This window comes from Paenibacillus sp. FSL M7-0802 (assembly GCF_038004945.1).
GTDB lineage: Bacteria > Bacillota > Bacilli > Paenibacillales > Paenibacillaceae > Paenibacillus > Paenibacillus polymyxa_B.
Genome location: NZ_JBBOSD010000001.1, coordinates 46,344 through 66,055, shown reverse-complemented (window position 1 = coordinate 66,055; position 19,712 = coordinate 46,344). Strand labels below are relative to the sequence as shown.

Sequence of the window (19,712 nt, the reverse complement as noted above, 5' to 3'; positions counted from 1 at the left end):
CAGATAAAACAGTTCTTTTACGCAGAATAAATGGAGATGATATATACGCAAGTTACTAAAAGAGATGGTTCAATTGTTGCGTTCAATCAACAAAAGATAGTTGAAGCTATATTCAAAGCAATGAATAGAACAAAAAAAGGTATCGATAAGCAATTAGCAGCCAATGCCACCAAAGAAGTTGTTGAAATGTTTAACAATGTATCTAATGTAGATATTGAAGTCATCCAAGATGCAGTAGTAGATGTTCTAATGCAAAGCGAGAGAAAAGATGTAGCCAAAGAATACATAGGGTATCGAGAAGTACGGAATCTGAAAAGAAGAGAAAGAAGCAGTCTTGATAAAAAAGTATCTGGATTGCTCGATATGTCCAATGAGGAAGTATTAAAAGAAAACTCAAACAAAGATGGACAGACAATTCCCACACAACGAGATCTTTTAGCAGGTATTATAGCAAAGGATTATGCTCAGGCTTATATGATGCCGAAACGAGTTGTTGAAGCTCACAATAGAGGAGATTTACATTTTCACGATCAAGATTATTCCCCCTATTTCCCTATGACAAACTGTATGCTAATTGATTTAAAGGGAATGTTGGAGAATGGATTTAAGCTTGGTAATGCTCAAATAGAAACTCCAAAGTCTATTACAACAGCAGCAGCCGTTACTGCACAAATTATTGCACAAGTAGCTAGTCATATTTACGGCGGTAACACAATTAATGAAATTGATAAGATTTTGGCTCCATATGTGAGAGCTTCATTTATCAAACATTTTAACGTGGGTATGAAATGGTTTGAGGGCAATCCAAATGATCATATACTCGAAAGCCAAGTCTATCCCGAGAATTCAATTCTCAAGACCAGATTTACAAAAGAATATAACTATGCAATTCAAATGACAGAAAAAGAAACAGTAGATGCGTTCCAATCCCTTGAGTATGAGATCAATACTTTGGTATCTGCAAACGGACAAACACCTTTCTCAACATTTGGATTTGGTAGAGGAACAAGTTGGGAAGAAAGACAGATTCAGATCGCCATTCTTAAAAATCGAATTAGAGGCTTAGGCAAAGAAGGCAGTACTCCTATATTTCCAAAATTGATTTTTGCACTAGAAGAAGGAGTTAACCTAAAGCCCAAAGATCCTAATTACGACATTAAACAATTGGCAATCAAATGTAGTACGTTGAGAATGTATCCTGATATCCTCTCAGTCCCGAAGGTTAAAGAAGTAACGGGTTCATTTAAGTTCCCAATGTCGTGCCGCAGCTTTTTAAGTAAATACATAGAAAATAATGAAGAATTACATGATGGACGATTTAATATGGGGGTAGTGACTCTTAACTTGCCACGGATTGCAATTCGTGCAAAGAATAGTGAAACAGAATTTTATAATCTATTGGATGATGAATTAGAGATTTGTAAGGAAGCGTTAATGTTTAGAATAAATCGCCTGAAGGGAGTCAAAGCAAAAGTTGCACCGATTCTCTATATGGAGGGAGCGGCAGGAGTCAGATTAAAGCCCGAAGTTACAATTGACCATCTATTGGAAAATGACAGAGCAAGTATTTCACTTGGATACATAGGTATTCATGAAACCATATTGGCGTTATTTGAGGAACCCATTTTTGATGACTCTATTATGCATCAAAAAGGATTGAATATTGTAAAATATCTTAGCGACAAAGCAAACAAATGGAAAAATGAAACTGGCTATGGGTTTAGTTTATATTCTACGCCAGCAGAATCGCTATGTTATCGTTTTTGTGAACTAGATAAGAACAAGTACGGTCTAATTAAAGGTGTTACTGACAAAGGATACTATACCAATTCGTTTCATTTAGATGTCAATAAAAAGGTAACGCCATTCGAAAAGATGGAGTTTGAAAAAGATTACCCTCAATACGCAAGTGGTGGATTCATTTCATACTGTGAATTTGATTCATTAGTGAAAAATCCAAAAGCATTAGAAGCTGTGTGGGATTTTGCTTATGAGAGAGTGCCTTACTTTGGAACAAACACTCCAGTTGACAAGTGTTATGAGTGTGGATATGAAGGAGAATTTAGGGCAACAAATCAAGGATTCAAATGTCCAAATTGCAATAACAACGATCCTAAAACTAGTTCAGTTATAAGACGCTGCTGCGGCTATCTTTCAGAGCCTTCACAAAGACCATTTAATAAAGGAAAGCAAAAAGAGGTTGTGTCGAGAGTGAAACATAACTAATGTACATAGCTGACTATAAAAGATTTGATGTAATAAACGGCATTGGTTTGAGACAGTCATTGTTTGTATCTGGATGCACTCACCATTGTAAAGGGTGCTTCAATGCTTCAGCATGGAATTCACACTATGGAATTAAATATACGGATGAATTAGAGAATAAGATTATCAGTGATTTGAAGATTGATTATGTACAAATAGCTGGATTATCAGTGTTAGGTGGTGAACCATTTCAAAGTATTGATGGACTGCTACCACTTTTGAAACGAGTAAAGAATGAGTGTAAAGATAAGACAATTTGGATATGGTCGGGTTATACGTTTGAAGAAATTCTAAAAGATAGCTCAAAGAAAGATATGTTATCTCTTTGTGATGTTTTAATTGATGGCAAATTTGAATTAAATAATAAAGACTTAACTCTAAAATGGCGTGGTTCCAGTAATCAAAGAGTTATCGATGTCCAAAAGAGCCTAATGAAAAGTAAAATAGTTTTATTTAATGAGGAGAATGCATATTGATTCCTATTGTTATGTTAGTTGTGTACTTTTTAATGGGTCATCTAATAGGAAAATGGTTGTTGAAAGAGTATAGTTCCATAAAGAATAAAAAGCCAGAAAATCAAGACGATTATGATATGCTATCTGAAAGTAGGAGTATTGAAAACTTGATCGGAGACAGCAATATTAAGAACATAATATATCTATTAATGTTATTTTTTTGGAGTATATATCTTGTACGAGTCTTAATAAGGTTCTTGAAAGGTAAGTTATTGTTTAAAAACAAAGTATAAAATAATGGGTGGGCGGTAGGGCATAAGGAGGTTAGAATGCGGGAGATCGAATGTTAGTTGTATATGACTCACTAACAGGCAACGTGGAACGATTTATAAAGAAACTAGGAATGAGAAATATTAAAATCAATGATGGATTACTCGTTGATGAACCTTTCGTTTTAATTACGTATACAACTGGATTTGGAGAAGTACCCAAAAGAGTTGCAGAGTTTGTTAAAAATAATGAGTATTATATGAAAGGCGTTATCTCTAGTGGTAACCGTAACTGGGGACTAAAGTTTGGCAAAGCAGCAGAAATTATATCACATGAATATTGTATTCCTTTGATTCACAAATTTGAACTCTCAGGTAACCAAATGGACATTGAAATTATAAACGAAAGGATTAAAAATATTTGAAATACTTAGAATTGAACAACCTAATCATGAAGAAAAAAGACGGATTCTTTGATCTTGAAAAAGATTATGAAGCAATCAAAGAGTTTGAAAAAGAAGTCATTAAAAATATGGTGCATTTCAATAATAACGAAGAACGAATGAAGCATCTAATTGAAAATGACTATTACATAGATTTTTACGAGTTTTATAGCAAGGAAGAAGTAAGTAAGTTGCATGAAATTGCTTATAGCTACAAGTTTAAATTTGCTTCATATATGGCTATTCAAAAGTTTTATAACGATTATGCATTGAAAACGAACGATAAAAACAGTTATCTTGAGGACATCGAACAACACAATTGTGTGGTCGCAATGTATTTGGCACAAGGACATTATGAAGTGGCAGTGAACATTCTAAAAGGATTAATGGAGCAACGAATTCAACCCAGCACTCCTACATATTTGAATGCTGGACGTAGCAGAAGAGGAGAAATGGTGTCTTGTTTCTTGCTTGAGATGGATGATTCTTTAAACTCCATTAACTATGTACTTAATACTTGTATGCAGCTCTCTAAGATTGGTGGAGGTGTTGCAGTAAACCTTTCTAAGTTGCGTGGACGAGGCGAACCAATTAAAGGAGTTGAGGGGGCTGCTAAAGGAATAAGTCCTGTTTTGAAGCTTATGGAAGATGCTTTTTCCTATGCTGATCAAATGGGGCAACGCAAAGGCTCAGGAGCTGGATACTATAATATCTTTGGATGGGATGTTCAAGAATTCTTAGACAGTAAAAAAATTAATGCCGATGAAAAGTCCCGACTTAAGACACTCTCTATCGGTCTCATAGTGCCTCGAAAATTTTATGAACTTGCCGAACAAGATAAACCTTTATATGTATTTGCACCATATTCAGTATACAAAGCTTATGGAATTCATCTTGATGACATGAATATGGACGAGATGTATGAAGAACTGCTGAAGAACGAAGCAGTTAAAAAGAAGCGCCTAGATGCAAGAGATATGATTACTAAAATTGCTGTATCGCAACTTGAATCTGGCTATCCATACATTGTAAATAGAGATAACGCTAACAGTACACATGCTTTAAAAGGAATTGGAAATATCAAGATGTCAAATCTATGTACTGAAATTTTTCAGCTACAAGAAACTTCAGAAATTAACGATTATGGACAAGACGACATAATCCGTAAGGACATTAGCTGCAATTTGGCTTCATTGAACATTGTGAACGTTATGGAATCTAAAAACATCAAGGAATCTGTATTCACAGGAATTTATGCAATCGACTCTGTGTCAAGATTGACCAACATCGGTAATGCTCCCGGTGTGAAATTAGCCAATGATGAGTTGCATTCAATTGGACTTGGAGCAATGAACCTGCATGGGTTTTTAGCGAAAAACCGTATTGCCTATGAAAGTAATGAAGCCATTGAATTCGTTAGAGCGTTTTTTGCTGCTATGAATTTTCACTCTCTTGAAGCAAGTATGGAACTTTCTAAGAAGTATGGCTCATTTAAAGGGTTTGGACTTTCCGAATATGCAAATGGAAATTACTTTACAATGTACGAAAAAGAAGACTTCAATCCAGTCAGTGATAAGATCAAAAAGCTATTTGAAGGGATTAATCTCCCATCTAAAAAAGATTGGACGAAACTGAAAGCGCAAGTTGCTGAATTTGGTTTGGCTAATGCATACAGACTCACAATTGCTCCAACGCAATCTATAAGCTATGTGCAAAATTCAACTTCAAGTGTTATGCCAATCGTTGAACCAATTGAAACTAGAACTTACGCTAATTCAACAACGTATTATCCTATGCCGTTTTTGGCACGAGACAACTTCTTCTTTTATAAATCAGCATACAATATGGATATGTTCAAGATGATTGATTTGATTTCAGAAATTCAGAGACATATCGATCAAGGTGTATCAACAATCTTGTATGTAAACAGTGATGTGTCCACCAAAGAATTGGGAAGATACTATGTATATGCTAATAAAAAAGGTCTCAAATCTTTGTATTATACACGTACTAAAAAATTATCCGTAGAAGAATGTACAAGTTGTGCTATTTAAACGAACAGGAGAGTCGCTAGATGACATTAAAAGCTGTAAATTGGAACAGAGAAGACGATGGGTTTACTCAGACATTTTGGAAGCAGAATATTGAACAATTTTGGACAGATGATGAGATTCCACTATCCGATGACAAAATGAGCTGGGTTGATTTAATGCCGACTGAACAAGATGTATATAAAAGGGTGTTGGGTGGTTTGACGTTGCTTGATACTCTTCAGGGAGGGGTAGGGATGCCCCAAATTTTAGAGAGAGTCGAAGGCCTTCAGCGAAAAGCAGTATTCGGTTTTATGGGTATGATGGAGCAAATTCATGCCAAATCGTACAGCAGCATCTTTACAACATTGGCTACTACCGAAGAAATAGATGAAATTTTCGAATGGGTGGAACAAAATAAACATCTTCAACAAAAGGCTAAAACAATTCAGCAATATTACATTAATATTAGAACCAAAAGAGATTTTTACATGGCTATGGCTGCTTCTGTTCTTTTAGAAAGCTATTTGTTTTATAGCGGATTCTTTTATCCTCTGTATTTAGCTGGACAAGGCAAGTTAACAGCAAGTGGAGAGATTATTGATCTTATTTTAAGGGACGAAGCTATACACGGTTTATATACAGGTTTAATTGCTCAAGAAGTGTACGAATCCATGAATAAACGTGAAAAGGATAGAGTAAGGGAAGAAGTACTAGATCTCGTGGTAGAGCTGTATAAAAACGAAGCAGAATATACCGACGAACTGTATACCGTCATTGGCCTTGAAGAAGAAGTTAAAAAGTATGTACGTTATAATGCAAATCGTGCCTTGCAGAATCTAGGCTTCGATAACCACTTTCCCGTAGAAGATATCAATCCAATTGTTCAGAATGGGATTAGCACAAACACCAAGCAACATGACTTCTTTTCGAAAAAAGGGAATGGCTATGTCAGAACAACAAATATTGAAAGAATGACAGACGAAGATTTTAAGTTTGATTTTAATAAGTAGAACTAAAAAAGTGATATAAGGGAGCCAAAATACATATGACAGTTCAAAATAACAAGCAAGTAAAACAACCATTTTATAATATTGGTGACCAAGTTTACATCAAACCACTCAAGGTAAAAGGTGTTGTTAAGGGACATCTAAATGGTACTACTGTAGTTACATATTTCATTAAAAATAAAAGACGCACGAATAAGTTTGAAACTAAAATGCTTAGAAAGTATAAAAACAAGAATACTACCAATGATGGGTATATTAAGATTGATCTAGACGGAAACCTCCATCTTAAGAATGTGAAGATTCAGTATTATAATCAGGGTAGTGATTTCTTCAAGGTACGTGAATTCCAAAAGACATTTAATTGCCCTGCTCCAGACGTGCCAACTGTACTAAGTGACAAACTTGCGATTAATCGTGCTTCATTTTTGCTTGAGGAAGTGATTGAACTTTTGTATGCAACGAGTGGGAACAAAGAGAGATTCGATAAATTTTTTGCTGAATTGATCTTGAACGCCGAAGAAACATATAAAAAACAACTCACCAAACCCTTTCCAGAAGATCGTTTGATTGGTCAGGTCGATGCATTGATTGATATTAAATACTTTGCTGAAGGCGGACTTGTTGAGACATCCGTTGTACCAGATCGGATTTTTGATTTAGTACATCGAGCTAATATGTCTAAAATCTTCCCTGATGGGAAGCCACACTATGATAAAGTAGGTAAGGTGATTAAGCCTGAAGGATGGGAAGCTCCAGAACCTAAGATTGAAGAAGAAGTAAAACGACAAATCGAACTTGGTGCTAAACGTTTTAACTAAAACAAAAAAGCTTTGGGCGGTGGTAATTCCACTGCCTTTATTTATGAAAAGGAGAGGATAAAATGTCATCCGTTGATAATCAATATTTAGCTCTTGTAAGAGATATTCTAGAGAATGGATACGAAGATACCAATAGAACAGCAGATCGTAGCAAAAAAGTGTTTGGAAAAGTATTACGTTTTAATCTTGCCGAAGAGTTCCCTCTTCTAACACTTAAATTCACTGGCTATAAAACACTAACTAAAGAAATGCTATGGATTTATCAGCAGGGATCGAATGATGTACAGTGGTTAAATGATAGAGGTATTAAAATTTGGGATGAATGGAAGTTGCCCGATGGTACTATAGGCGAAGCTTATGGCGCTCAAATCAAAAAGCACAATCAAATCAATAAGTTGATTAACGAACTTAAAAATAATCCCCAATCTAGAAGAATGGTTATTGATTTGTGGGCTGTTGCCGATTTGGATAAAATGTCGTTAACTCCTTGTATGTTCAATCATATTGCCGATGTGAATGACGGTAAGTTGAACTGGCATACAACTATTAGATCCTCTGATGTTGCTTTAGGCTTGCCCTACAATATAGCTCAAACAGCCATTTTGGTGCATATGATTGCCCAAGTAGCAGGTTTACAAGTTGGAGAATTGATGATAGCTATAACTAATGCTCATCTGTATGAACAGCACTATGAGCCTATTAAGGAAATCTTTAACCGTACATCGTATCCTGCCCCTAAGTTGTGGCTTGATCCAACAGTAACAGACTTCCATGAATTCGATGTGGATAAACACGTAAAAATGCTTGATTATCAATCGCACCCATCCATTAAAATGCGAGTATCGGTATGAGTATTATAATTATAGCTGCGCTTGATAAGAATGGGTTAATAGGTAACGGTAGTAGACTCCCGTGGAAGATTAAAGCCGATATGGACTTTTTTAAAGCACAAACTACAGGAAATAACGTTGTAATGGGAAGAAAAACATATGAGAGTATTGGAAAACCACTTAAAAACAGAGTTAACATTATACTCACAAGAAATATGGGATATAAAGCAGATGGCTGTGAAGTATTTAACAATATAGATGATATCTTGAATTTCGTAAAAGAATCTTCTGAGGAAACATTTATTATAGGCGGCAAAGAAGTCTATGAGTTATTTATTCCTTATTCGGATAAATTGATACTAACTCATATCGATGGAGAATTTAGTGGGGATACTTATTTCCCGCCTTATGATCGTCACAGATGGAGAGAGATCAATTGTATTGAGGTTGAAGCAGAAGAATCTAGTGACCATTCGATAAGAATTGTCCATTATGATTTAAATAAATAAAAATAATGAAATACCTATATACAAAAATAATTAAATATGATAATATGAGTACAGGTTAAACAAAGCCTGTACTTTTTTTATTAGGAGGTGGTTGAAATGAAAAACATCCACGACAAAGGGAGTGACGATATACGCTTTCCCTCATTGTAAATATAGCCCCAACAATAATTCTGGGATTAATACTGAAATACGGCAAGTATTGGTTCAGAGAAGATTACGAGCAAATCAATACTAAAATAAACAGAGAATCAATATTTAATTCATTTTGTTTCGCCATTATGGGATTCTCTGCTCTAACCAAAATTTCATCATTGTTTATTATTCAGCAGCCAGCAACACATCTTCAAACACCAATTATGTACATATACGCAATAATCTTTAGTCCAATAGTAGAAGAATTAATTTGTAGAAAGTATTTATTCACGAAACTAAATAAGAAATATAACTTTTGGATCGCTTCCATATTAAGTTCTGTACTATTTGCAATACCACATTGGAATCTAGCAGGCTCCCTTGGTTACGTATTTATTGGAATGGTATGGAGCTACTATTATAAAAAGACAAATAACATACTGGTTCCAATTTGCAGTCACCTATTGTTCAATTACTTTGTCATTTTATTTATGTCACTGAGAGGATGAAAAAACATGCAATTAAGTCATGAAGCACAAACACTACTGGATATCTGTTGGGTTGATGGTGATCCTAGATCAACAACATTTATTATTGGAGAAAAGACAAATTTTAAAGGCACAGAAATTAAGCCTAACGAAGAAACCTATAATGAATTATTGGAATATCAGTCCAGCTCTCCAAGGCCATATAAGATTGAGAAGTTTGGCAAGTTCGTTAATCTCACGGGAAGGAAGGTGAAATAAATTTGATTCAAAACATTATACATAAAATATTCTGGAGTAAAGCATTTGAGGAAGTCAGAGAAGGACATAGGAAAATGTGTTATGAGTTAGGCATTAAAGATGGACAGGATGAATTGGATAAAAATAATAAATTCTATAAAGAGTTTGCTGAAACATATAACAATGAATCAATCATATTAAATTAAATAATACATAGGAGAACAGTTGAATGAAAGTGAGTAACAGAGTTATTGAGCAATATAAAGAATGTTGCCCAGTTAGTTTTCTAAAATGCGATTCAATCACTGATGTTGAATACAAAATTAAAAGGGCGGTTGCATTAGGAAGAAAGTACGCTGAACATGAAGACAGAAAATATATTCAGTACTATCATCTCCAGTTTACGGTACAAAACGGCAAAGTGATTGGTTTGACTAAGGATTATGATAAATACATAGAAGTTAGTGAAAGTGTTAAATATGCATATGATCGACTTGAAGGAAAGTTGCTTGTGTAATTCTTCGTAAAAGCCGTCTTTTATCAAAATATATACTACATATAACAATGGATTAATTACACAATAGGGGAGCAGTAAATGATCAGACCACCTTAAGGAACACAGATTACATATAAGATTTAATAAAAAATAAAACCATATAGGGAGAATTTAATATGAAAATCAAAGAACTGAAAGTGTTATTGCAAGAGAACTTCAACAAACTGTCTCAAGAAGCCACTAAATTATATGAGGTAGATTTGGACAAAGACTCATTCTGGAATCTATATTTGGATAGCTTTCCAGAAGGGACAAACGAAATTTTCAGAGAGCGTAGAGAATATGATTGCAGTTGTTGCCGACAATTTATTAAGAACATTGGAAATGTAGTATTTATTAAGAACAACGAAATGAAAACAATTTGGGATTTCGAAACAAACGATGCAACTTTTCAACCAGTTATTAATACACTATCCGATTATGTTAAGTCTCATGCTGTTTCTGATGTTTATGTGAGCAAAATTAAAAAGATTGGTACAGATAAAAACTTTGAAAACACAGGCATCAAAGTAATTGAATGGGATCACTTATATATGGAGTTACCCGATCAGTTTATTGACAGAAGTCACAAATCGGAAGCGGAAATCAAAGGAGCGTATCGAGATACAAGAAATGTATTCAAACGTTCCCTAGAGGAAATCACAGAAGATAGTCTTGTCACAGTTTTGGAACTCATTTCTCAAAATTCTTTATATAAAGGTGATGAGTGGAGAGGTGTACTGACTGAATTTCTCAAATTGAAGAAAGCATACGATAAGTTACAAACTGAAGAAGAAAAAGAAAACTACACATGGGAACAATCCGTAAATGTCGGTGCTGCAATTGGTCGTATCAGAAACCACAGCATTGGAACATTGCTCATTAATATTAGCGATGGGCTGGATTTAGACATGGCAGTTAAGAAATACGAAGCAATTGTCGCTCCATCCAACTATAAACGTCCAAAGGCAATCTTTACTCAAAAAATGCTTGATAACGCCAAAAAGACTATTGAGGAATTAGGGTATGTTGAATCTTTAAGTCGTAGACATGCTACTTTAGATGACATTACTGTGAACAATATTCTCTTCTCGAATAAGGATTCAGCAAAACGAATTCAAGGCGCCGCCAATATTTTTGATGAAATGTCTAATGAAATCACTGTCAATCCTAAGAAGTTCTCAAGAGTTGAAGAAGTTTCTATTGAGTCTTTCTTAGAAAACATTCTGCCAACTGTGAATGAACTTGATGTGTACTTGGAGAATAAACATTCAAGCAATATGGTTTCATTGATTGCACCAGAAAACAAAGACGCTAAAACTATGTTCAAGTGGAATAATGCTTTTAGTTGGGCTTATTCAGGAAATATTGCCGATAGTGCAATAAAAGAACGAGTAAAATCTGCTGGAGGTAATGTAGAAGGGGTACTAAGATTTTCTATCCAATGGAATGATGGACAACATGATCGGAACGACTTGGATGCTCACTGCTACGAGCCTAATGGAAACTGGATTTATTACGGAGAAAAAACAAATCGATATACTACTGGACAATTAGATGTTGATATTATCAACCCAGAACGAGGTGTTCCTGCTGTAGAGAATATCACATGGACTGATAGAGACAGAATGTTAGAAGGAACCTACAAGTTTTTGGTACATAACTTCTCGCACCGGGGAGGCAAGAATGGTTTTAAAGCAGAGATTGAGTTTGATGGTCAAATTTACTCCTTTGAATACAATAAGGAACTGAGAAATGGTGAAAAGGTTGAAGTAGCAGAAGTTACTTTTAATAGAAACACTGGTTTCACTATCAAAGAAAAAATTCCTTTTAATGTATCATCGAAAGAAGTATGGGGATTGAAGACCAATCAATTTGTTCCTGTGTCTGTCGTATGTCATTCTCCAAATTACTGGGATGAGCAGCAAGGAATCGGGCATCGTCATTACATGTTTATGTTGAAAGAATGTATCAATACAGAGCAGCCCAATGCTTTTTACAACGAGTTTCTTAATGAAGAATTGATGCAACATAAACGCGTACTCGAAGCACTCGGAAGTAAGATGGCGGTAAATACGGTCGATGATCAACTGTCAGGATTGGGATTCAGTTCAACTAAACGTAATGATTTATTAGTTAAAGTAAAGGGTCAATCAGAAAGAGTTATAAAAGTAAAATTCTAAAATAATACTAATGAATACTAAGGAGAGATTAATTATGACAAACGAACAAATGTTTGAGGTTGCATTGAAAAACAAATTCCGATTCCCTTTCAAAGGTTTAGTATCCACAGAAGATTTGTTTGATTTAAAAGTAGAGGATTTGGATTCAATTTTTAAGACGTTGAATTCTCATCTTAAGCAAGTTAAAGAAGAGAGTCTTCTTGGCACAAAAACAAAAGAAGATAAAGAACTAGATGTAAAAATTGAAATTGTGAAATATATTGTGTCCACTAAATTGGCAGAAAAAGAACTACATCTTAAAGCGCAAGAACAAAAAGAACAAAGACAGAAGATTCTTGCCATTCTGTCAGTTAAGCAAAATGAAGATTTACAGAACAAATCAGTTGAAGAACTTGAAGCAATGCTTAATGAATTGAAAAACTAATATTTAAAATATGAGCAATGGGCGAAGTGAATACTCAAAAAATCTCCCCGTTGCTCTCCCTTTACAGTATAATATGAAGTCCGAAATATACATAATAATGTATTAATAACATTAAAAGGAGTTGATTTACATGATAGAGGCTAAAAAGATAGAGTTGCAGACCATTTGAAATAACCAGATAAAAATCTAATTTTATCAGGAGGTAAATATATTGAAACAAATTAATGTGAGATGTACAGAGTCGTTTCAAGAATTTAATCGCGGCAATCTAATTTGTGAAGTTTACGAAGGTGAAGTATTGTTGGCTGACTTGTACATAGAATCAGAGGAGTACTTTGCGACAGACTCAAAAGGAAGAGAAGTATATGTAGGTAAGATAAATTTTAACAGAAAAATTGAGTTAGAAGATTGCTTTGAATTAATTGGGGGAGTAACAGATGGACAATAAACATCGCGGCAAGGATATTGAAACAGGTGAATGGATTTATGGATACTTAATTGGTGACAATACCACTAAGAATTACATTGTAGATTGGCACGATATATATTTTAACACAGGATTCTGGTATGAAGTTGATCCAACTACAGTTAGTAAGTCTTTAGGATTACCTGATAAAAATGGAGTAGAAGCATATGACAAAGATATCCTAAAAGCACCTGATCTATATGAAACACCAGAAAATACATATCCAACTTATCATAATGAAGTGATTGAATATAGAGAATATGCATGGCATCTGGGAGATCAGCCATTATGCTACGACTATAATTATGTATCAGATGAATGCGAAATTATAGGAAATATCTACGACAATCCCGAACTATTGGAGGTATGAAAATGAGAGAGAAAACAATCGAATTTACAGGTTATCCAAGTGGGGATCACGAAGCGTTTTGTTTTGATGTAGACAAGGACGACTTCAGACTAATCACAGGAAGAAAACCTAATAAGTTTGATAGAGCTGTATTCAGTAAAGGAATGTACATGATTTATCCAAGTGATTTATTGGAAGGGTTAACTGAGGCAGATAAAAAGTATAAATTTGAAATCTCTATAAAGATAATTGAAGAAGGTGGTGCTTCATAGTATGAATGAAATACTAACAATCATCAAAAAGCTGAAAAAAGGCAAAAAGGTTATGTTTAAAGAAATCAGCAAGAAGAATGCTGTATGTGCTTTGTTAAATGAATATAAAATAACTACATATATTGATGGAGCTTTTGTGCAAATTGCTTATCAACACACAGATGAATACGAGAAGGAGAATATAGACCAATGAATGAGTTAGAAAAGACTATAGCAGCCATACAAGGATTGTCTAATATATTCCCAAACACAGATAAAGGGAAAAAGGGGACTTATACTGAAACATACTATAATCCACTCAGAGTACCCAATGATTCAACAAATGAAAATCTATGGTCTGTGGGTGAATTCGATTCAAATGAATCATTAATTTGTGATTTTGGTATTCAAGTTACTTATGAAACTGCATGTAAAATCACTGAGATAGTCACAGAAATTTACCACGAAGGGTATAGTGATGGGCAAGCAAGTTGCTATTGATCGTAAAAGTCTAGTTTTATCAGAAACAAAGAAAGGGTGAAAGAATGGGAGTATTTATGAGTGGGACTATTTTTGTGAATACAGAAAAGAGAAGCGTTGTGTCTGGAAGTTATGTAGTATCTTTTCATCCAAAAATGTCGGGTAAAAATATCACAACAATTAATGGAAAATGTTACATAGATGGATATGAGTTAGTTGAAGGTAAATGGAAAAGAACTTTTTGGTCGTTATGGCACAGAATATTTTAATGAAGATGATCAAATACCTGTTTTAATTAGATAGGAGTAAATACATTGAATGATTTTAAATTCAAGATGAGGGAAGAAGAATTCATAGAGATATTGAGACGATTAAAAGAAAGATCATCGTGGTGGTACATAGACGGTGAATTGGTACATTGTAATAGTTGGGAATTAGAACATATGAGAAAAATGATAGAAGAGAAGAAATGTAAACAAAAAATCGATGGGAGCAGTTAATAGTGACATTGGAAAATAATCTTAAAGACATTTTAACTAATACATATTGTTGTAAAACACTTGTTTTATAAAAAGGAGAGTAAATTTTGAAGTGGTTGATTTGGTCAATTAGGTCTTGGTCATGTGAACATGAATGGATATATGATGAGAGCATTTTTAAAACATATCATCCAGATTACAATTTTACTACATCCAAGACTAGAGTTTCAGCAACATGCACTAAATGTGGTTGGCATCGTAAATATGATAAATTCTAAATACATAAAAAAGAGGGGGAAATATATATCAGAACATTGGCAGTTAGTGATCCGCATGGCTGTTATGACGAATATAATTCATTATTGAAAAAAGCAAAGTACAATCCTTCTCAGGATAAACTCATTCTACTTGGTGATTATGTTGATCGAGGACAGAAGAGTAGGCAGATGGTTGAACAAGTAATGCTGCTTCATAATGAATGGGGTGTTGTTGCCCTTAAAGGAAACCATGACGATATGTTTGTTTCTGCCATAAACAATGATACAGAAGAATTAGATGCTCAATGGTTGAATAATGGTGGATTTCAAACGGTAGAAAGTTATTGTGGAATAAGTTTTTTCGAAGAAGGATTTGAGTGGAACCAATACATAAAAGCAAAAGAGTTTATTCGGGAACATTATCAACACCACATTGATTTCTTAGGTCAACTACCTTTATATTACGAAGATATGTCGCACATCTATGTTCATGCAGGTATCAATCCGTTTCATAAAGATTGGAAAAATACATCTGACTCAGAGTTTATTTGGATTAGAGAGCCTTTCTTTACTAATAAGACTGGACTAGATAAAACTGTTGTATTTGGTCATACTCCTTGCATTTATTTACATGATTCTGAGGATATTTGGTTCAGTCCAGATGAAGACAAAATAGGCATTGATGGAGCTTGTGCATACGGTCTACAGCTTAATGCACTTGAGATAAAAGAAGATGGGACATATGGGGAATATTTTGTTCGCAGAGGAACCATAAATGAATAAAAAAGAAAAATTAAAATTTACTATGAATCTAATGTTTCTGCTTGGCTGCGTTGGTTTGGGTGCTGCTATGTATGGAATGATTTACCCCAAGACAACAACCTTGTGGTTTTGGTTTGGATTTTCAGGAGTTTGCTTTTTAGGCGCTATTGTAGATTATATAGACTACAGAAAAATAAAAAAGTAAAACTCATATTTTATAAGGAAAGAGGGTTTAGATGAGTATCCAAAAAGAAATTCATTATTTCGATCATGGTAACAAGAAATATAAAATCATCCATAAGAATAAAACAACATATTGGGAAAGGGCTGGAGCTATTGTTGAGTTTAACGTAAATATAAAAATGAAAGTTTTTTGGATATTCTACAGAACTGTATTTAATAAGGATTACCTTTTTCCAAATTTATCTGACAATAGGGTCGAACTTGCCAAATCTGAGTATTTTTACGGAGGACGTACAGATGAAAATAACGCTCAATTTACAAACTGATAGCCACAACTCATATTCAACAGAAACAATTGATATTCAATCTTGTCGTGATTCTTCGGAAGTGACAATAAAACTAGGAGACAGAGAGGTCAGTGTTGATAAGCTAGAATTAATTAAGTCAATTGAAGCACTATGTAAGTAAAAAATGCATTTTACGAAGATTGGAGAGAGAAACATGGAAGGTACTGTATTGGGCGACTTGTTTGATGAATTAGATAAAAAACTGTGTATATTAGCAGCAACGGATTCTGCTATAGAATATTCTCCACACATGAAGGAACCATTTGGAGATACTATAAGAATGCTAAATGAGATCAAAATGTATCTAGGTGGAAATTCCAAAAAGGTTCAAAGTTATTTTGAATCACAATAAAAGGCGACTTTTATAACGAGAAGGGGATACGACGATGAAGATTGAACGCGAAGAAGTAATATATACATATGAAACAGAAGAAGAAGGCATTAATCACCAAAAACTGATGGAGTCACAAGGTTGGAAAATTAGAGATGTTCACCCTTTTTTATTGAAAGTAACTTATGTTAAATAATTTGGCTTGAATAGGGGGTACAACTTGATTCAAAACTACATGGAAATATTGAACAGCAAGAAAGACTCAAAACAAATTACAGATCAGCAGTATGCTAAATACATAAGTAAGCTATGGCAATGGCAAATAAATAGCGGTACAGAATATTATCAATCGGAGGACGATCATTTTTAATGATCTATAATACATATGAAATTCTTAAACCAAGATGATATTTTTGAGATTTTGAAGAAGTCCCTAAAAAAGCATTATGGCTATTTCACTAGTGAACCCAAGATTGAAATCGATGTCGATGTAATGGCAAGTAATTACGATTTTATTATAAGAAGGTTGGATTTTAGTGGCAAGATTGTTTCATTCAAATATAAGGAAGAACTATTAAAACGAAGACTTACGCTAAAAGAGATTAAAGGAATGTTAGAATTAGAGTTTGGTGGAAAAGTGGACGTAGCAGCATACATAAATGAGATCGATCAAGTGGAAGAAAGAGTGAGCAGTTATAACGCGAATACTGTATTGGTGGCTACTGTTATCAAAGAAGAACCTGAACTAGACAGAGAATGTGTTATGACTTTAATCGATATGGCTATTGATATGAACGATAAAGAGTGGTTTGTAGAGCTAGCAAATAAATATAAGCAATTTGTGTAAAACATAAATTTGATCAGGAAAGGAGTATTAAATGAAGGTCGATATTAGAAAGTCACTGATTGAAGCTGGATCAATTGTTGAAATAGAAGGAAATTATTATATCGTAAATGAATTGCCGAGCTGTGTTTATTACGAAACAAGACCCCATTGGAGGTTTTACCTACATAATTTAAATGGGACAGGATTTTATAATTATCCAGTCACAATAGAAATGCTGTCTCAAACTATACATAATGAAGGTTGGAAGGTTTATAGTAGTAAACATTTTAAACTCATTATTGAAGATACTGATTGATGAGTCTTGGAGCAATAACTACGTTTTATATAAATTTAAAACAAAGGAGATAAGTTTTATGACTTTTAAAAACGGACAGTGGATGTTTAACGATGTATCAGATGGAGTTTGGGGGATCGGTGAGTATTTTGATTTAAAAGCGCAAGCAATTGAAGCAGCAAAGGAATACTATTCGCCAGAAGAACAAAAAGAATTCTATGTTGGTCAACTTTGCGAAATTAGTAATAGCATTACTGTTGATTCTGAGGGAGTTTTGGATGATATTGCGTCATCTATTTATGATGAAGTTGGTGAAGCAGCAGAAGACTACCTGTATTATGTGAAGCGGGAAGAAAGAGAGATTTTAGATGAAAGGCTAACTCAAGTTGTTCGGGAGTGGATGAGGGAGTTCGGTTATGAGCCTTCGTTTTTTAGGATCGAAAATACAGAAAAAATAAGACGGATATAGATTTGTCCGATAAATCAATATAAGAAAATCAAAAAACTTAATGTTTATAGGGATTTTATGATAGTGATTTCTACGTAAAATCCTGATTTTATTCATTGAGCGATACTACTCATGTAGGATTAAAACATTATATAAATAAATATAATGAAATTATATACAAAACAATAAAGCCGTGATATAATCATCTTATAGAATGTATTACATTGTACGACACTGTTGAGCTATTGTCATACTTTGATACTCATTGTATTTGGAGGTAATATCATGGCTTTAACTGTAGTGAAAAATTTAAGTGTGATTGATCTCGGATTTAGCTACACAAAGGGAAAAAATGGAAATACAATGTATCTTCAGCCTTCTATCTCTGGTGATGTCCAACCAATGTTTGAAGAAAACATCAAGCCGAATGATTTTTTCTATAACGATGAATTATTTGTAGGGAATGTCGCCCTAAGGCACAGTGAGATTAAATATTTCACACTTAAAAATAATAAGAGTGAAGCGATGACTTCTGACGTTTTGTTGAAAACTGGATTAGGATATTTAAATAAAAACAATCCCTTTAACTTGGTAACCGGGCTACCTGTGTTATTCTATTTTAATCAAAAGAGTGATATGGAAAAGATGTTAGATAGAATAAATACAGAGGATACTTATAGCCTTAAGAAAGGAAGGGGAAATTATTCAGAAGTTAAACTTCATATAAATAAATATAAACTTGTTCCACAGGGATATGGAATAGCAATGGACTATCTGCTAGACAATAAAGGAAAGATTCAAAAAGTACATATTGCAAATAAAAAGGTTTTAGTAATTGACTTAGGATTCTACACGTTAAACCTTTTGGGTTTAGATAAACTAGAAATAATGAAAGAGTCAACAAGTCTTCTATTGGGTGTTGAAAAGGCATATCAGTTATTGCGTAAGTACTTAATGAATGCCATAGGTAAGGCTCCAGCTATTTATGAACTGGACAAGTATGTGATAAGCGGTATATACGAAGGACGAAATATAAAGCCATTAATAGCAAAAGCATTTAAATCATTAGCGATCCAAATTCAAAATGAGGTTGACGGACTAAATATAAATTTTGATTATTATCTAATTGGTGGAGGTGCAGCATATCAGGTTTTTAACACGCTTAACTTCAAGAATAAAATACTTTTCGATCAGCTTTCGCAAATAAGAGGATATGAAAAAATTGGAGTCAGAGCATGGGGAAGAAATTAGTTAGCGCAAGACTCAGAAGCGGAAAGGATGATGACCTCAAAATAGCACTAAGTAAACTTCCTGTATATTATGATGAAAGCGACATTGTTAGAGAAGCTCTAAGACAATTCTTATTTGGACACAAGGGTAGAAAACCTGAAATATTAGGGAGCAAAGTTGTAATTGATGATGAACTTGTTGTAAATAAAGAAGAATTAGAAGAGGTTGATTTTATATCTCAATCAGATCTAGATAAAAGCTTAGATGATTTTATAGGGACTTGAGTAGGCTTCGGCCTACAATACATACAGAATTATGAAAAATTGATTCATTGAAGGAGGTGGGAAAATTGAAATTCTATCTTGAAGAAAGTACACAAT

At 34.0% G+C, this 19,712-nt stretch carries 30 protein-coding genes; all 30 read left to right on the top strand.

Annotated elements, in window-relative coordinates; all coding sequences use genetic code 11:
- Positions 1–36: 36 nt before the first annotated feature.
- Positions 37–2,226, top strand: coding sequence for an anaerobic ribonucleoside-triphosphate reductase (gene nrdD, locus MHB54_RS00265; protein WP_340981111.1), 2,190 nt, complete (start codon positions 37–39; stop codon positions 2,224–2,226).
- Positions 2,226–2,741 (top strand): anaerobic ribonucleoside-triphosphate reductase activating protein, encoded by a 516-nt coding sequence (gene nrdG, locus MHB54_RS00260; protein ID WP_340981109.1) that lies wholly within the window; start codon positions 2,226–2,228, stop codon positions 2,739–2,741. The genes nrdD and nrdG overlap by 1 nt, the downstream gene beginning before the upstream one ends.
- Positions 2,742–3,063: 322 nt before the next feature.
- Entirely contained in the window at positions 3,064–3,414 is a 351-nt protein-coding gene (gene nrdI / locus MHB54_RS00255) for a class Ib ribonucleoside-diphosphate reductase assembly flavoprotein NrdI (RefSeq protein ID WP_340981107.1), read from the top strand.
- Complete coding sequence (nrdE, locus tag MHB54_RS00250) at positions 3,411–5,486, top strand: class 1b ribonucleoside-diphosphate reductase subunit alpha (protein ID WP_340981106.1); 2,076 nt, start codon at positions 3,411–3,413, stop codon at positions 5,484–5,486. The genes nrdI and nrdE overlap by 4 nt, the downstream gene beginning before the upstream one ends.
- Before the next feature lie 20 nt (positions 5,487–5,506).
- Positions 5,507–6,475 (top strand): class 1b ribonucleoside-diphosphate reductase subunit beta, encoded by a 969-nt coding sequence (nrdF, locus tag MHB54_RS00245; protein ID WP_310168751.1) that lies wholly within the window; start codon positions 5,507–5,509, stop codon positions 6,473–6,475.
- Positions 6,476–6,510: 35 nt separating this feature from the next.
- On the top strand, positions 6,511–7,290 hold the full coding sequence (locus tag MHB54_RS00240; protein WP_340981105.1) for a hypothetical protein: 780 nt from the start codon (positions 6,511–6,513) through the stop codon (positions 7,288–7,290).
- Positions 7,291–7,352: 62 nt separating this feature from the next.
- Positions 7,353–8,141, top strand: a complete 789-nt coding sequence (gene thyA / locus MHB54_RS00235) for a thymidylate synthase (RefSeq protein ID WP_340981104.1) — start codon at positions 7,353–7,355, stop codon at positions 8,139–8,141.
- Entirely contained in the window at positions 8,138–8,629 is a 492-nt protein-coding gene (locus MHB54_RS00230) for a dihydrofolate reductase (RefSeq protein ID WP_340981102.1), read from the top strand. The genes thyA and MHB54_RS00230 overlap by 4 nt, the downstream gene beginning before the upstream one ends.
- A gap of 278 nt (positions 8,630–8,907) precedes the next feature.
- Positions 8,908–9,270, top strand: coding sequence for a lysostaphin resistance A-like protein (locus tag MHB54_RS28670; RefSeq protein WP_445671133.1), 363 nt, complete (start codon positions 8,908–8,910; stop codon positions 9,268–9,270).
- A 6-nt stretch (positions 9,271–9,276) separates the two neighbouring features.
- Positions 9,277–9,507 (top strand): hypothetical protein, encoded by a 231-nt coding sequence (locus tag MHB54_RS00225; RefSeq protein WP_340981101.1) that lies wholly within the window; start codon positions 9,277–9,279, stop codon positions 9,505–9,507.
- Positions 9,508–9,509: 2 nt separating this feature from the next.
- Positions 9,510–9,692: a hypothetical protein gene (locus tag MHB54_RS00220; RefSeq protein ID WP_340981100.1), complete on the top strand. Its 183-nt coding sequence runs from the start codon at positions 9,510–9,512 to the stop codon at positions 9,690–9,692.
- Between the two features lie 23 nt (positions 9,693–9,715).
- Positions 9,716–10,003: a hypothetical protein gene (locus MHB54_RS00215; protein ID WP_340981099.1), complete on the top strand. Its 288-nt coding sequence runs from the start codon at positions 9,716–9,718 to the stop codon at positions 10,001–10,003.
- Positions 10,004–10,158: 155 nt separating this feature from the next.
- Positions 10,159–12,204 carry a hypothetical protein gene (locus MHB54_RS00210; protein ID WP_340981097.1) on the top strand — a complete coding sequence of 682 codons (2,046 nt, stop codon included), beginning with the start codon at positions 10,159–10,161 and terminating at the stop codon, positions 12,202–12,204.
- A 34-nt stretch (positions 12,205–12,238) separates the two neighbouring features.
- The gene (locus MHB54_RS00205; RefSeq protein ID WP_340981095.1) at positions 12,239–12,628 is read left to right on the top strand and encodes a hypothetical protein; all 390 of its coding nucleotides are present in this window, start codon (positions 12,239–12,241) and stop codon (positions 12,626–12,628) included.
- A gap of 211 nt (positions 12,629–12,839) precedes the next feature.
- On the top strand, positions 12,840–13,076 hold the full coding sequence (locus tag MHB54_RS00200; protein WP_340981093.1) for a hypothetical protein: 237 nt from the start codon (positions 12,840–12,842) through the stop codon (positions 13,074–13,076).
- Complete coding sequence (locus tag MHB54_RS00195) at positions 13,066–13,464, top strand: YopX family protein (RefSeq protein ID WP_340981092.1); 399 nt, start codon at positions 13,066–13,068, stop codon at positions 13,462–13,464. The genes MHB54_RS00200 and MHB54_RS00195 overlap by 11 nt, the downstream gene beginning before the upstream one ends.
- Positions 13,465–13,466: 2 nt before the next feature.
- Positions 13,467–13,715, top strand: coding sequence for a hypothetical protein (locus MHB54_RS00190; RefSeq protein WP_340981091.1), 249 nt, complete (start codon positions 13,467–13,469; stop codon positions 13,713–13,715).
- A gap of 1 nt (position 13,716) precedes the next feature.
- Positions 13,717–13,908: a hypothetical protein gene (locus tag MHB54_RS00185; RefSeq protein WP_340981090.1), complete on the top strand. Its 192-nt coding sequence runs from the start codon at positions 13,717–13,719 to the stop codon at positions 13,906–13,908.
- Positions 13,905–14,195, top strand: a complete 291-nt coding sequence (locus MHB54_RS00180) for a hypothetical protein (protein WP_340981087.1) — start codon at positions 13,905–13,907, stop codon at positions 14,193–14,195. The genes MHB54_RS00185 and MHB54_RS00180 overlap by 4 nt, the downstream gene beginning before the upstream one ends.
- A 44-nt stretch (positions 14,196–14,239) precedes the next feature.
- Positions 14,240–14,443 (top strand): hypothetical protein, encoded by a 204-nt coding sequence (locus MHB54_RS00175; RefSeq protein ID WP_340981085.1) that lies wholly within the window; start codon positions 14,240–14,242, stop codon positions 14,441–14,443.
- Between the two features lie 524 nt (positions 14,444–14,967).
- Entirely contained in the window at positions 14,968–15,693 is a 726-nt protein-coding gene (locus tag MHB54_RS00170) for a metallophosphoesterase family protein (RefSeq protein WP_340981083.1), read from the top strand.
- Positions 15,686–15,877, top strand: coding sequence for a hypothetical protein (locus tag MHB54_RS00165; RefSeq protein WP_340981081.1), 192 nt, complete (start codon positions 15,686–15,688; stop codon positions 15,875–15,877). The genes MHB54_RS00170 and MHB54_RS00165 overlap by 8 nt, the downstream gene beginning before the upstream one ends.
- A gap of 31 nt (positions 15,878–15,908) precedes the next feature.
- Positions 15,909–16,181 (top strand): hypothetical protein, encoded by a 273-nt coding sequence (locus MHB54_RS00160; RefSeq protein ID WP_068939678.1) that lies wholly within the window; start codon positions 15,909–15,911, stop codon positions 16,179–16,181.
- Positions 16,182–16,356: 175 nt separating this feature from the next.
- Positions 16,357–16,554 (top strand): hypothetical protein, encoded by a 198-nt coding sequence (locus tag MHB54_RS00155; protein WP_068939680.1) that lies wholly within the window; start codon positions 16,357–16,359, stop codon positions 16,552–16,554.
- A 34-nt stretch (positions 16,555–16,588) separates the two neighbouring features.
- The gene (locus MHB54_RS00150; RefSeq protein ID WP_340981079.1) at positions 16,589–16,729 is read left to right on the top strand and encodes a hypothetical protein; all 141 of its coding nucleotides are present in this window, start codon (positions 16,589–16,591) and stop codon (positions 16,727–16,729) included.
- Positions 16,730–16,918: 189 nt separating this feature from the next.
- Complete coding sequence (locus tag MHB54_RS00145) at positions 16,919–17,380, top strand: IDEAL domain-containing protein (protein WP_340981078.1); 462 nt, start codon at positions 16,919–16,921, stop codon at positions 17,378–17,380.
- Positions 17,381–17,411: 31 nt separating this feature from the next.
- The gene (locus tag MHB54_RS00140) at positions 17,412–17,675 is read left to right on the top strand and encodes a hypothetical protein (RefSeq protein WP_340981077.1); all 264 of its coding nucleotides are present in this window, start codon (positions 17,412–17,414) and stop codon (positions 17,673–17,675) included.
- A gap of 58 nt (positions 17,676–17,733) precedes the next feature.
- A complete protein-coding gene (locus MHB54_RS00135; protein WP_340981076.1) occupies positions 17,734–18,123 on the top strand; it encodes a hypothetical protein in 390 nt (129 codons plus the stop codon).
- Between the two features lie 264 nt (positions 18,124–18,387).
- The gene (locus MHB54_RS00130) at positions 18,388–19,353 is read left to right on the top strand and encodes a ParM/StbA family protein (protein WP_340981073.1); all 966 of its coding nucleotides are present in this window, start codon (positions 18,388–18,390) and stop codon (positions 19,351–19,353) included.
- Entirely contained in the window at positions 19,338–19,616 is a 279-nt protein-coding gene (locus tag MHB54_RS00125) for a hypothetical protein (RefSeq protein ID WP_340981071.1), read from the top strand. Before MHB54_RS00130 ends, MHB54_RS00125 begins: the two co-directional genes overlap by 16 nt.
- The last annotated feature ends 96 nt before the right edge of the window (positions 19,617–19,712 follow it).

What these genes read in the sequence shown, in the direction of transcription:
- nrdD (WP_340981111.1), top strand. Translation starts at nt 37, where the DNA reads ATGATATATACGCAAGTTACTAAAAGAGATGGTTCAATTGTTGCGTTC.
- nrdG (WP_340981109.1), top strand. Translation starts at nt 2,226, where the DNA reads ATGTACATAGCTGACTATAAAAGATTTGATGTAATAAACGGCATTGGT.
- nrdI (WP_340981107.1), top strand. Translation starts at nt 3,064, where the DNA reads ATGTTAGTTGTATATGACTCACTAACAGGCAACGTGGAACGATTTATA.
- nrdF (WP_310168751.1), top strand. Translation starts at nt 5,507, where the DNA reads ATGACATTAAAAGCTGTAAATTGGAACAGAGAAGACGATGGGTTTACT.
- MHB54_RS00240 (WP_340981105.1), top strand. Translation starts at nt 6,511, where the DNA reads ATGACAGTTCAAAATAACAAGCAAGTAAAACAACCATTTTATAATATT.
- thyA (WP_340981104.1), top strand. Translation starts at nt 7,353, where the DNA reads ATGTCATCCGTTGATAATCAATATTTAGCTCTTGTAAGAGATATTCTA.
- MHB54_RS00230 (WP_340981102.1), top strand. Translation starts at nt 8,138, where the DNA reads ATGAGTATTATAATTATAGCTGCGCTTGATAAGAATGGGTTAATAGGT.
- MHB54_RS28670 (WP_445671133.1), top strand. Translation starts at nt 8,908, where the DNA reads ATGGGATTCTCTGCTCTAACCAAAATTTCATCATTGTTTATTATTCAG.
- MHB54_RS00225 (WP_340981101.1), top strand. Translation starts at nt 9,277, where the DNA reads ATGCAATTAAGTCATGAAGCACAAACACTACTGGATATCTGTTGGGTT.
- MHB54_RS00215 (WP_340981099.1), top strand. Translation starts at nt 9,716, where the DNA reads ATGAAAGTGAGTAACAGAGTTATTGAGCAATATAAAGAATGTTGCCCA.
- MHB54_RS00210 (WP_340981097.1), top strand. Translation starts at nt 10,159, where the DNA reads ATGAAAATCAAAGAACTGAAAGTGTTATTGCAAGAGAACTTCAACAAA.
- MHB54_RS00205 (WP_340981095.1), top strand. Translation starts at nt 12,239, where the DNA reads ATGACAAACGAACAAATGTTTGAGGTTGCATTGAAAAACAAATTCCGA.
- MHB54_RS00195 (WP_340981092.1), top strand. Translation starts at nt 13,066, where the DNA reads ATGGACAATAAACATCGCGGCAAGGATATTGAAACAGGTGAATGGATT.
- MHB54_RS00190 (WP_340981091.1), top strand. Translation starts at nt 13,467, where the DNA reads ATGAGAGAGAAAACAATCGAATTTACAGGTTATCCAAGTGGGGATCAC.
- MHB54_RS00185 (WP_340981090.1), top strand. Translation starts at nt 13,717, where the DNA reads ATGAATGAAATACTAACAATCATCAAAAAGCTGAAAAAAGGCAAAAAG.
- MHB54_RS00180 (WP_340981087.1), top strand. Translation starts at nt 13,905, where the DNA reads ATGAATGAGTTAGAAAAGACTATAGCAGCCATACAAGGATTGTCTAAT.
- MHB54_RS00175 (WP_340981085.1), top strand. Translation starts at nt 14,240, where the DNA reads ATGGGAGTATTTATGAGTGGGACTATTTTTGTGAATACAGAAAAGAGA.
- MHB54_RS00165 (WP_340981081.1), top strand. Translation starts at nt 15,686, where the DNA reads ATGAATAAAAAAGAAAAATTAAAATTTACTATGAATCTAATGTTTCTG.
- MHB54_RS00160 (WP_068939678.1), top strand. Translation starts at nt 15,909, where the DNA reads ATGAGTATCCAAAAAGAAATTCATTATTTCGATCATGGTAACAAGAAA.
- MHB54_RS00155 (WP_068939680.1), top strand. Translation starts at nt 16,357, where the DNA reads ATGGAAGGTACTGTATTGGGCGACTTGTTTGATGAATTAGATAAAAAA.
- MHB54_RS00150 (WP_340981079.1), top strand. Translation starts at nt 16,589, where the DNA reads ATGAAGATTGAACGCGAAGAAGTAATATATACATATGAAACAGAAGAA.
- MHB54_RS00145 (WP_340981078.1), top strand. Translation starts at nt 16,919, where the DNA reads ATGAAATTCTTAAACCAAGATGATATTTTTGAGATTTTGAAGAAGTCC.
- MHB54_RS00140 (WP_340981077.1), top strand. Translation starts at nt 17,412, where the DNA reads ATGAAGGTCGATATTAGAAAGTCACTGATTGAAGCTGGATCAATTGTT.
- MHB54_RS00135 (WP_340981076.1), top strand. Translation starts at nt 17,734, where the DNA reads ATGACTTTTAAAAACGGACAGTGGATGTTTAACGATGTATCAGATGGA.
- MHB54_RS00130 (WP_340981073.1), top strand. Translation starts at nt 18,388, where the DNA reads ATGGCTTTAACTGTAGTGAAAAATTTAAGTGTGATTGATCTCGGATTT.
- MHB54_RS00125 (WP_340981071.1), top strand. Translation starts at nt 19,338, where the DNA reads ATGGGGAAGAAATTAGTTAGCGCAAGACTCAGAAGCGGAAAGGATGAT.